This window comes from Desulfomarina sp. (assembly GCF_054039375.1).
The window spans coordinates 1-10,321 of sequence record NZ_JBPLBA010000028.1 but is presented as its reverse complement, the minus strand read 5'-3'; the positions used below and the strand labels follow the sequence as shown (position 1 = coordinate 10,321).

Below are 10,321 nucleotides of genomic sequence, written 5' to 3'. Positions count from 1 at the left end.
AAGGGACTGGCTGACAGAAAGCCCGCATTCGGCCATTGCTTTCGGGGCTTCAGTGGTTGTCCGCCTGATGACCCCGTTCACCACCATCCGGCCGCCTTCGGGAAGTCGGGCCGCGGCCAGTCGGATTATGTCCGCCAGCGACCCTGAACTTCCCCCGATAAAGACCCGGTCGGGCGCGGGGAGATCCGAGAGCGTTTCAGGGGCCCTGCCGAAAACCGGCACCACGTTGAAAGCGCGAAAGCGGCGGATATTTTCTTTTATATTTTCCAGCTCTTCCGCCTTGTGTTCCATGGTATAGACGGTGAGGCCGGGATTATTTCGCGCGGCTTCAATGGAAACAGAGCCGCTGCCGCCACCCACGTCCCAGAAGACTCCGGTCCGGGGCAGACGAAGCTGGTGGAGGGTGATGGCCCGCACCTCGTTTTTGGTGATCAGCCCCCTGCTGTGGCTGATCTCATCCTCCGTGAGGCCAAGTCCGAATTCTTCGTTTTGGCTTTCGGCCTGGGCCGTATTTTCAGGGGCAAGAGAGGTAAGGCAAAAAATATTGAGCGGTGAAAAGGTACGTTTCGCGGTGTCGGACAAAGATCCACTGAATATTTTTTCATCAGCAAGATCAAGATTCTCGGCCACATGCACCGTAAGATTTTTTTCTATCTGTCCCTGGTCGCCGATGAGTTCCAGGTAGTTGAGTATCTGGCCGGCAAAATTGTCCGGTGAATTGAGATGATCGGTAAAGACAAAAGTCTTGGGCCGGAGGAGTAGCAGGCCTGGGATATGCTTGTTTTTTCTGCCGTGCAGGCTGATGATTTCAGCGTCATCCCAGGGGATCTTGAACCTGGCCGCGGCCCGTTGTACGGCACTGGGAGCCGGGTGGATTTCCACGATTTCCCGGCCGAATTCATTGAGGAGACGTCTGCCGATTCCGTAAAAGAGCGGGTCACCGCCGGCAAGAACGGCCACGTGGCCATCGTTCAAAACTTCCCCCATGGTTTGAAGGGAGGTCGCAATGGGACTGATCGGGATTCTTTTTCCGCTGAATTCCTTGACGAGCTTTTGCAGCCGGTCGGTCCCGACAAGAAGAGAGCAGCGGTTCACCAATTGCTGTTTATCGGCTGACAGGCCATTGTCACTGGTACCGATCAGGAAAATTTTATACATGGGCCAGTATCCTTGCCTTATGATCCACGAGATAGACTTTTACCTTCCTGCCACTCACGTCTTCTCCGTACTCCCTTGCCTTTTGACAGACCATGGTGACGATTTCCCTGCGTTTCGCCTCTTCAAGATGTTTGTACATTTCCCTGGCCGTATTGGATTTTTTGATTCTTTCCAGCAGTTTTCCATCCGCTCCCAGTTCTTCCAGCAGCCTGGCCGCGTCAACCATTTCCAGGGCGCCGTTGCGCACATGGGTCTGTGGCACACGTAGGGCCGCCTTGACGATTTTGGCCCACATGCCGGAAAGGTGGATGGTGGAAAAGCCATGTTTTGCCGCTTCGAGCAGGGAAAATTCAAGGTAGTCACCCATCATGGCATAGGCCTCTTCCCTGAGATCGAGCAGTTGCTGGGCTCCTTTTTCCGAAGTCCTGCCGGTGGAGATAACAATATCCTTCAATCCCGCCTCTTTCGCCACGTCCATGGATGCCTTGATGGTAGCCGTCCAGGCGTCTGCTGAAACGGGCCGGACAATGCCTGTGGTGCCGAGAATGGAAATACCGCCCACCACGCCAAGGCGGTGGTTCAGGGTTTTTACGGCCAGCTCCTCTCCCCTGGGCACAATAATGGTGATTGTTACAGATCCTTCCGGGATTGCTTCCCGGACGGCTCCGGTTATCATCTTCCGGGGGACGGGGTTGATGGCCGGTTCACCGGCCCTGACGGCCAGCCCCGGCTTTGTGACCATGCCCACGCCGGAACCGCCGCAGAGCAGCAGACCGTCAATGTCCACGCAGTTTTTTGATCCGGCGGGACCAGGGGCCGCCCTGGCGCCTATCTCCGCGCCGTTGGTCACATCGGGGTCGTCTCCCGCGTCTTTTATAATATAGGCTTCGAAACTGCCGTCACTGTTGGCTTGGCTGGAGTTCACCTGAAAAATCTTTCTGGAGCCGTCGGGGAAAGGAATTTCCACCGTGGCGGGCGGACTCTCCCCCTGGAGCATCAGGGCTGCCGCCTTGGCCGCGGCCGCCGCGCAGGAACCGGTGGTAAAACCACTTCGTAAACGCTTGCTCATCTTACTGTTGTGCCAGCCTGATCAGGGCATTGACGATTGCCGCGGCAACAGGGCTGCCACCCTTGCGGCCCAGGCTGGTGATATGGAGAGAATTGTCCCGGTGGAGCAGGGCCTTGGACTCGGCCGCGTTGACAAAGCCGACGGGCACCCCGACAATAAGCGGTTTATCGTTCTCCGCCATTTTATCCACCAGTTTTATGGCCTGGAGCAGGGCGGTGGGGGCGTTGCCGATGGCGATAATACCGATATTTTCGTTCAGTCCCTTTTCCATGGCGACCTCCGAACGGGTTTTGCCTGTTGCCTTTGCGATTTCCGCAACCTGTTCATCCGCCACCTTGCAGAACACACGGCCGCCCCATTTCGCGAGCATGGTCTTACTGATTCCCGCAGCCACCATGGTCACATCTGTGAGGATATTTTTACCCGACCGGATGGCGTTTTTCGCCGCTTCAACGGCCCCCGGTGAAAGGCGCATATTGTCGTGGAAAGAAAAATCGCCGGTGGCGTGGATAACCCGCTGGATCACCTTGTACTCAGGATCATGGTGATCTTCGATTCCCAGCTCCCGGCTGATGATGCGAAAACTCTCGTTTTCTATTTCATGGGGCTCAATTTCGCGTATTGTGATTGTCATTTTTTTATTTTTCTTATTTTTTCCGGCTTTTTGCCGCGCAACGGGAAATAAATGATTCGACCATTCGCGGATTATAGCCGAAGTGAAGGTGCATATAGCCGCCCATAACATTTTTATAACGGTAGCCTTCCTCGCTGCCGTTATTGACCCGGTAGACTCTTTCTATTTCAGGAGTCATTTTTTCAATATTGGAGTAATGGAATTCATGGCCCCGGAGAACAGTTCCGGCGGGGCCGAAAAAACTGTCCTGTACGGTTTCCATCTGGCGATAACCAAGACTCGCTCTTGTTTTCTGCATCCTCGCCTTCACAGGAAAAATTCCGGCCATGGGAAAGAAGTTTTTGTCACTGTCGACGATACCCTCCGTAAGATACATAAAACCGCCGCATTCACAGTAAACGGGATGATTGTTTTCGGCCATGTTTTTTATATCCGTCAGCATAGAGTTGTTCTCACTGAGCTCTTTTCCGTACAGTTCCGGGTAGCCTCCTCCCAGGTAGAGTCCGTCAATTCCCGCCGGAAGAGAGTTGTCCTCCAGGGGGCTGAAGAAACAGAGTTCGGCGCCCGCCTGCCGCAGAAGATCAAGATTGTCCTCATAATAAAAACAGAAGGCACGGTCTTTGGCCACCCCGATGCGGCAGCGCGGAGCACTAATGGTTTTTTCTGTGAACGTTCTCGCTGCCGGCTGGGTTATCTGGAAAAGTTCAAGGATACGATCCAGGTCAACATATTCGCTGACCGTGTTGATGAGGGTGTCAATGCCTTTTTCACTCAAAGGGGATTCCTCACCGGTCAGCAGCCCCAGGTGACGGCCCGGGATCGTGAATTCAAGGGTTCTCGGGATATGGCCGAGGATCTCGGCGGAGCAGTGGTGGTTGATGGCGTCACTGACCAGCTGGAGGTGACGTTTGCTGGCAACCCGGTTGAGTATAATTCCTTTCGGGGCAACATCCGGTTCCAACATTTCAAAGCCCTTGACCATGGCGGCCGCGCTTTCTGCGGTTGACCGGACATCGAGGACCAGGATGGTGCCGACACCAAGGGTTCGGCCAAGTGCGGCCGAGGACGATTTTCCTCCGTCAAACATGCCCATGACCCCTTCGATTATGGCCAGATCACAGTTCCTGCTGTTTTCTGCATAGCAGTCCCTGGTAAAATCCTCCCCGCACATCCACAGGTCGAGGTTTCTTGATACCGTTGAGGTGACCAGTTTATGGAGGCCGGGGTCGATGAAATCGGGCCCGCATTTAAAGGGTTGTACATTCACTCCCCTGGCCCTGAAGGCGGCCATCAGACCAAGGGCCACCGTGGTCTTGCCGGAGCCGCTGGACGTGCCGGCAATGATAAAGGAACTTTTTTTACTGGTTGTCATTAGCTGTTTTCAGGGATTTTTTAAAAAGGTAATTGCTCACAGGCACGCCAGCTTTTCACGGTCTCTTTTGTCCGCATAGGTAGGCTATAGCGAACAAAAGAGCCTGCAAAAATCTGCGGCACCTGTGAACAATTACAGTTCAGAGGTAATAAAATCATATGATTGCTACCCCTGTGACCAGTTAAAAAAAAGGTGGTTGAGCTGTTTGATTCCTTCCAGGAGACGAAAGGTCGGTCTCGAGACCAGGGGTTCTTCCACCAGGAACACCTTTTTGTTCTGAACGGCCTTTATCGCCTGAAAGCCAGGTTCTGTCAGGATCATATCGAGAGTGACCGGGTTCATGCGGCCGTGCTGGGCGAGAAAAATATCAATTTCAGACGCATGACTGAGGATTCGTTCCTTGCCGTAGTCGGCGATATTGGTTTTTCTCACCTGGACGGCATCAGTTGCAATGTTGATTCCGCCGGCCTGGCCGAGGACATACATGGCGGTACTGGTGGGGGAGAAGGTTTTCATCTTTTTATGGATCGACTCAAAATAGACGCGTGGCCTTGTGCTTTGCGGTATGGAATTGAGCCTTGTCTGAATCTTTTTTAATCCCTGTTTAAACGCAGATATCATCTCAATCGCCTCTTTTTCTCTGCCCACCAGGAGGCCCAGGTTTTTCCAGTAGGCAAAAATTTCTGAAACTGAGGAGGGCTGCAGGGAGATAACGGTGATTCCGGCCTGGCCGAGTTTCTTGATGAACTGAGGATGGGAGCGCTCAATCATCGGCCTGACGAGCACCAGGTCGGGCCGCATGGCGATAAATTTTTCCGGATCTTCGCGATAAGAAAATTTTTTTCTGCCAAGGATTTCAGCCGGGTAATTATCGGTGCGGGAAATTCCGATCAGTTTGTCAGCCGCACCCAGGAAGCAGAGGTTTTCGGTATGGGCCGAGTAGAGGGAGATAATCCGTTTGAACGGTTTTGAAATATGGATTTTCCTCCCTGCATTGTCGGTAAAATCCGCCTGTTGTGCGTTCGCCTGTTCCCATGGGGTCAGCAGGCTGAAGAGAAGCGGAAACAACAGAAGGAGAGTCTGTCTGGCACTGTTTTTCATTGGTATTCTCCATATTGAACCTAAATCCTGCAATTGGCAAGTTTTCCGGAGATGCGAGGTTCAATGGCGCTGACGTATAGGCATACTTCAAGCCATTGAAAACGAAGCAGATTCGGTAAAATTGCCAATCCCGCAGGGCAAAGAAAATGAAAAAAATTACATTCACTCAAAAAGTGAATGGCCAAATCCGCTAAACATATAATAACATATTGAAATAAGACAATAATTACATTTTTTTATTTTTCTGAAGTGCAGGATTTAGGTAATAAAAAACAGAGAGTTATTAACCCTGTGATCATTTACGATGAAAGATATACAGAGTCTGTCGGACAGCAGAAGGATCAATATTAAAAAGGTTGGTGTCAAGACAGTTTCCTACCCTATAACAGTACTCGATAAAGCTCAGCACAGGCAACATACCATTGCAACGGCAAACATGTATGTCAATTTGCCTCACAGGTTCAAGGGAACTCATATGAGCAGGTTTTTGGAAATATTGAATGAATTTCATGGCGAAATCACTCTGCAGAGTTTTCACAGAATACTGGCAAAGATGAAAAGCCGTCTTGAAGCGGAGGCATCTCATCTGGAACTGGAATTTCCTTATTTCCTGAAGAAAAAACGAAATAACGGTACACCTGTTCTTGGTAATTATAATTGTTCCATGCACGGTTCTTTTGAAGAGGAAGACGATCTGCAGTTGCGGGTGGCTGTACCAGTCAGTTTACCGATGGTTGAGGAGAAAACCAATCGTCTGCCGGGATCGTTCGGGAACTGGGGCAAAGTTGAAGTGAGTGTACGGTTCAAGCAGTTCTACTGGATAGAAGATCTTATTCTGTTGATTGAAAAGGCAGTGGAAGAAGAAATTGAAATACTGGCTGTCAAAGTAAGGAAGAATCTTTCTGTTGAGCAGTTGACGAGAAGAGTTGGCGCAAGTCTTGGGAGAATTGAAGCTATCGGCTGGTTTTCCGTCACTGTGCATAATTTTGGTGAAGATTGCTCGACTTTTGCAACATTGGAATCGTGTTGAGCAATTACGAAAAAACTCGTTTCCGGACAGATATTGTCCCATTTTTAAAAATAACCTGAATCCTCAAAAAAACGCTATCCCATGCAAGACTTACTATTTGAAATTGGAACGGAAGAGATACCTGCAAGTTTTCTTCAGCCTGCTTTGCAACAACTTAGTGATAAGTTCAGTCAAAAAGCTGAAGAACTGAAGATCGGCCACGGTCATATTAAAGTTGTTGGAACGCCGAGAAGACTAGCCCTGTGCGTGGAAAATGTTGATGAAAAACAGGAAGACATACAGGAAAAACTGCTCGGACCATCAAAGGCTGCCGGTTTTGACAAGGATGGCACTCCTACTCCGGCCGCGATGGGTTTCGCCAGATCGAAAGGCGTGTCGGTGGATGATCTCCAGGTGGTTGATACACCCAAAGGTGAGTATCTGATGCTGGTCCGGGAAGTTGCTGGTCAACAGACCCTCTCTCTGTTGCCCGCACTCCTTCAGGAGATTATTCTCGAGCTGTCTTTTCCTAAATCAATGCGTTGGGGAAGTTATCGCCATGCTTTTGCCAGGCCCATTCAATGGCTGGTGGCACTTTTTGGCGAAGAGATAATTCCCGTTCACCATGAGGGGCTGCAGGCTGGAGATTGCAGCTGTGGGCACCGTTTTAATGCCAATAGTTTTGAAAAGATCAGAAACTGTGATGAGTATGAAAGGCGGCTGGCTGAAATGTTTGTCATCGTGGACCCTGAAAAAAGAAGAGCAAAAGTCATTGAAGAAATAATAAACGCTGTTCTTGAGTCTGATCATATTCAGGATGGGGAGGTTCTTGTTGATGAAAATCTTGTGGATACTGTGACAAATCTTGTTGAGACTCCATACGGTATCTGCGGAAGTTTTGATGAGAAATTCCTCCAGCTTCCCCCTGATGTCCTCATAACATCCATGAGGGAACATCAGAAGTATTTTCCTGTTGTGAATAAAAATGGTACCTTGCTTCCCGGTTTTGTAGCTGTCAATAATACCAGAGTTAATCAGGATGACCTGACTCGGAAGGGACACCAGAGGGTGTTGCGCGCAAGACTTGAAGACGCGCTTTTTTTCTATAATTCCGATAAGGAAATTCGATTGGAATCAAGGCGTGAGAAACTGAAAGGCATAATATTTCAGGCAAAACTCGGCACCATGTATGAAAAGAGTGAGAGGCTGGTGAAACTCGTCCGTATTCTGGCAGAGCAGGTAGATCCACAGCTTGCAGACATAACATGCCGGGCAGCTGAGTTATGTAAGTGTGACCTTTTAAGTGATATGGTTGGGGAATTTCCTTCCCTGCAGGGGATAATGGGTGAAGCATATGCCATAAACGATGGTGAGGACAACGCAGTTGCCACTGCTGTGAGAGAACACTATATGCCCAAACGTTCGGAAGCGGATATTCCCGCTACTGATCCTGGAGCCCTGCTCGGGCTGGCAGACAGATTTGATACTCTAGTCGGTTGTTTCGGAATAGGTCAGATTCCAGGCGGTAGCACAGATCCTTTTGGTTTGAGGAGGATATCTCTTGCTATCCTGCATATCATCGAGGGAAAGGGATATGTGATATCACTGAGAGAAACGGTTCATAAAGCCCTGGCTCTGTATGGAGATAAAGTAAACGGCAGCAGTGAAACGGTTGATACCATAATTGAATTTATCAAGCGGCGTTTTATTCATGACTGCTCTGGACCGGAAAGGTTTGACAGTGGTTCGGTAAGTGCTGTGGTCAGTGTTGTTTTTGATGAGGTCAACGATTGTTTGAAAAGAATCAGGGCATTTGATGCCATTCGCAGGGAGCCGTCATTTACGGTTCTTGCAGCATCCTATAAAAGAATCAGAAATATTATTAAGGATAACAGGGACACCGAGGTATCGACTGATCTTTTTGTTGAAGTTGCTGAGAAACAGCTTTATTCGCTGTTCCTTGAAGCAGGTGAGAAAATGACGGATTATGTCAGCAGACAGGAATATGAAAAAGCTCTCAAGGTCATGCTGGAGATGAAAGAACCTGTGGACAGTTTCTTTGATGATGTTATGGTTATGGCCGAAGACAGAGATATACGAAAAAACAGGCTGAACCTGTTAACTGCTATAGGGGATTTGATTCTGCAGATTGGTGATATTTCCAGGATGCAGGAAAATTGAGGTAACTGGCCACAGGGGTAGCAACTCTGTAATTTTATTATCTGTGAGCAATTATGATTTGAGCTGTTACACAAAAGGCCATGTTCTGAAAAGAACATGGCCTTTTGTGTTTGAGATACTTTCTATTGAAAGTTGCTGAAACTATTTTTTCTTTTTAGGGTGACAGGTACTGCATTTCGTTATTTTCTTCAGTTTTTTATCTTTTTTCGCCATTGCCTTGTGGCATGCGAGGCAGTTACCATGGCCTGCGCCTTTGATTGTATCCAGTTTCAGCTTTCCTTTTTTCTTTCCTTTAAGGACATCCTTATTGTGACAGCTGTCACATTTCTTGATTTCCATGCCTTCAGCGTAAGGAACCTGTTTGCCGTCTTTTATTCCGTGGTGACACTCAGCACATTTAAACTTGTCCTGATGCATCTTGTGTGGGAAAACAGCCGGCTTAGGCTTTTTGGAGTGGGTTGAAACGATAGTGAGTTCAGCAGGGCCGGTATCGGTACCGGCAGTTGAAAAAATTGCTGTACCACACAGTACGAAAATAGATATTACACTGCAGGCGAAAAATTTTTTAAACATGGTCGCTCCTCTTTGAAAGAATATTGCGATAAAATAAAAGATAAAAGTAAAACAACTTCATCATATCCTTTTATACTGTTTTCCAAACCTTTTGTCAAAAGGTTAAGTGGTTGAAAACAGGAATGAACTGCCACTGTGTGGTTGTTAACTGGAGCCATAACTGTGGAGCCCGGCAAGAAGAAAGTTCACTCCGTAATAGGTAAAAAGAACGGCAGCAAAACCGAATATGGAGAGAAAGGCAATTTTAGTTCCACTCCATCCCCTGGTATATTTTGCGTGAAGAGTAATCGCGTAGAGAAACCAGGTTATAAGTGACCATGTTTCCTTGGGATCCCAACTCCAGTATGTGCCCCACGCTGAATTGGCCCAGATTGCTCCGGTGATTATACCTGCACTTAACCAGATGAACCCGAACACCATTGTTTTATGGGTGATATCATCAATAGTCTTCAGGGGAGGTAATGAGCCTGAGAGGGAAGAAGACCCGGCGGTCTGTCTTTCGGTTTCCCGACTTTTGATCAGATACATGATGCCCAGTGCGGCAGCAACAGCAAATGCAGCATATCCGACAAAACATGTCACCACGTGAGCTATCAGCCAGTTTGACTGCAGGGCTGGCACCAGGGGATTGATTGTTTTACTGATATCTGTTGAAAAAGATGCATAGGCCATGGCAAGAAAGGCGAAAGGAACAGCAAATGCACCAATAACTTTAGTTTTGAATTTCCATTCAATTGCCAGGTAGAGAATAATGATAACCCAGGCGAAAAAAACTACGGATTCATACATATTGGTCAGGGGGGCGTGGCCAAATCCCAGACCATATGATTCTTTCCAGCGAAGAATCAGGCCACCAGTCTGTATAACCCAGGCAACGAATGTGAAGACAGTGGCCGGCGTTCCCAGCCTGGGAGCTTTAAAAACGAAAATGGCCACATAGAGCAATGTTGAAAAAAGATAAGTAAACGTTGTTATTCCAAGAAGCTGTGAACTATCCATGCTTTTCTACTCCAAATAATTTTTCCGGATTGACTATGGGATGGAAGATTCAATTTTTTGAGCAAGATCTGCAAAACGACTCGAGAAATCAATTCTGTTTTTGTTAGCCGAACCCGCCAGGAGAATTGAGGACCAGTTATTTTCATCTGTAGTGACAAGCAGCCAGATCCTCCTGTGGGACATGAAGAAAGCCATATACAGCCCGGCCAGCATGAGAATGCAACC

General features: G+C 48.5%; 10 protein-coding genes. 2 read left to right on the top strand and 8 right to left on the bottom strand.

Annotated elements, in window-relative coordinates; all coding sequences use genetic code 11:
• From cbiE to ACXLDX_RS01730, 5 genes are all read right to left on the bottom strand, one after another.
• Positions 1–1,158 (bottom strand): precorrin-6y C5,15-methyltransferase (decarboxylating) subunit CbiE (cbiE, locus tag ACXLDX_RS01750; protein ID WP_457575467.1); only part of this gene is annotated, 1,158 nt, incomplete at its 3' end.
• Positions 1,151–2,227 (bottom strand): cobalt-precorrin-5B (C(1))-methyltransferase CbiD, encoded by a 1,077-nt coding sequence (cbiD, locus tag ACXLDX_RS01745; RefSeq protein ID WP_457575466.1) that lies wholly within the window; start codon positions 2,225–2,227, stop codon positions 1,151–1,153. The genes cbiE and cbiD, both read right to left, overlap by 8 nt.
• Before the next feature lies 1 nt (position 2,228).
• Positions 2,229–2,861, bottom strand: coding sequence for a precorrin-8X methylmutase (locus ACXLDX_RS01740; protein WP_457575465.1), 633 nt, complete (start codon positions 2,859–2,861; stop codon positions 2,229–2,231).
• Positions 2,862–2,874: 13 nt separating this feature from the next.
• The gene (locus ACXLDX_RS01735; RefSeq protein WP_457575464.1) at positions 2,875–4,233 is read right to left on the bottom strand and encodes a cobyrinic acid a,c-diamide synthase CobB; all 1,359 of its coding nucleotides are present in this window, start codon (positions 4,231–4,233) and stop codon (positions 2,875–2,877) included.
• A gap of 165 nt (positions 4,234–4,398) precedes the next feature.
• Positions 4,399–5,334 (bottom strand): ABC transporter substrate-binding protein, encoded by a 936-nt coding sequence (locus ACXLDX_RS01730; protein WP_457575463.1) that lies wholly within the window; start codon positions 5,332–5,334, stop codon positions 4,399–4,401.
• Positions 5,335–5,638: 304 nt separating this feature from the next.
• Between ACXLDX_RS01730 and ACXLDX_RS01725 the strand changes: the two genes are divergently transcribed.
• A complete protein-coding gene (locus tag ACXLDX_RS01725) occupies positions 5,639–6,364 on the top strand; it encodes a GTP cyclohydrolase I FolE2 (protein ID WP_457575462.1) in 726 nt (241 codons plus the stop codon).
• Positions 6,365–6,445: 81 nt separating this feature from the next.
• Entirely contained in the window at positions 6,446–8,524 is a 2,079-nt protein-coding gene (gene glyS / locus ACXLDX_RS01720) for a glycine--tRNA ligase subunit beta (RefSeq protein WP_457575461.1), read from the top strand.
• Positions 8,525–8,665: 141 nt separating this feature from the next.
• On the opposite strand, the gene ACXLDX_RS01715 is transcribed toward glyS, so the two are convergent.
• The 3 genes from ACXLDX_RS01715 to ACXLDX_RS01705 all read right to left on the bottom strand — a co-directional run.
• The gene (locus tag ACXLDX_RS01715) at positions 8,666–9,097 is read right to left on the bottom strand and encodes a cytochrome c3 family protein (RefSeq protein WP_457575460.1); all 432 of its coding nucleotides are present in this window, start codon (positions 9,095–9,097) and stop codon (positions 8,666–8,668) included.
• Between the two features lie 144 nt (positions 9,098–9,241).
• The gene (gene ccsB, locus ACXLDX_RS01710; protein ID WP_457575459.1) at positions 9,242–10,096 is read right to left on the bottom strand and encodes a c-type cytochrome biogenesis protein CcsB; all 855 of its coding nucleotides are present in this window, start codon (positions 10,094–10,096) and stop codon (positions 9,242–9,244) included.
• Between the two features lie 33 nt (positions 10,097–10,129).
• Positions 10,130–10,321, bottom strand: a 192-nt coding sequence (locus tag ACXLDX_RS01705) for a cytochrome c biogenesis ResB family protein (RefSeq protein ID WP_457575458.1), incomplete at its 5' end; no start/stop codon positions are given.